Annotated in this window: 1 protein-coding gene; it reads right to left on the bottom strand. The window is 43.7% G+C overall.

Annotated elements, in window-relative coordinates; translation table 11 throughout:
* The coding region (ptsP, locus tag IQR33_RS32735; RefSeq protein WP_228013832.1) for a phosphoenolpyruvate--protein phosphotransferase at positions 1-977 on the bottom strand (977 nt) is incomplete at its 3' end.
* Positions 978-1,166: the final 189 nt, after the last annotated feature.

Raw genomic sequence — 1,166 nt, 5'->3', positions numbered from 1 at the left:
CCGTTCATTGCTTCCGCAACTTCTTTGTACGCTTGGTACTGTTCTTCTTCAGTTGGTAGCGCAGTACGGTCCATAAATAGGAATTCAGTACGGTACAGACCAACACCTTCACCGCCGTTACGAAGGATACCGTCACAGTCTTTCACTGTACCGATGTTACCGCAAACTTCTACACGGTGACCGTCAGTCGTTTCTGCGTGTAGGTCTTTCAGTTTCGCTAGCTCTTCTTTTTCAGCTAGGAATGCTGCTTTAACCGCTTTCGCTTCTTCTAGCTCAGCTTCTGATGGGTTAACAACAATCTTGTTGTTCATTGCGTCAAGAATCAGCATGTCGCCATTCTTAACTTTCTTCGTGATGTCGTTAGTACCAACGATAGCTGGAAGCTCAAGTGAGCGAGCCATGATTGAAGTGTGAGATGTACGACCGCCGATATCACAAGCAAAACCAAGCACGTAGTCTAGGTTAATTTGCGCAGTTTCAGATGGCGTTAGGTCGTAAGCAACAAGAATTACTTCTTCGCTGATATCGCTAAGCGAAACAATGTTGATGCCTAGTGCGTTCTTAACAAAACGAGAACCGATATCGCGGATGTCAGTTGCACGCTCTTTTAAGTATTCGTCATCTAGAGACTCAAGAGCACATGCTTGCTCTTCGATCACTGAGTGGATAGCGTGATCAGCAGTCATCTTGTCGTTTTTGATAAGTGCTAGGATTTCCTCTTCTAGCTCTTCGTCTTCAAGAAGCATGATGTGACCTTCAAAGATCGCTTCTTTTTCTTCGCCAAACGTTTCAAGCGCTTTTTGCTTGATAGTTTCTAGCTGAGCTGCAGATTTGTTACGAGCGTCAAAGAAACGCTGAACTTCAGCTTCTACTTGATCGTCAGAAATAGTGTTTGTGTTTAGGACAATTTCATCTTCTTGAAGTAGTAGTGCTTTACCGATTGCAATACCAGGAGATGCTAGGATGCCTGAAATCATAGCCTTACCTTAAGTTTGGTCAACTTTATAAAACGGGAGAATAATGGGTGCGCTAACGAATAGTTTTAGCTTAGTTTTGAGCCTATTTCCAACGAAGCCATTTTGCTTTCACAAAATGGCTTCTGGAGTAGGAGACCGGATTAGTGTAGTTGGTCCATTAGAGCAACTAGGTGGTCAACTGCTTGCTGA

It is taken from the genome of Vibrio sp. OPT46, from assembly GCF_015163535.1.
In the GTDB taxonomy this organism is placed as follows: domain Bacteria; phylum Pseudomonadota; class Gammaproteobacteria; order Enterobacterales; family Vibrionaceae; genus Vibrio; species Vibrio alginolyticus.
This window is presented reverse-complemented; position numbering and strand designations above follow the sequence as displayed.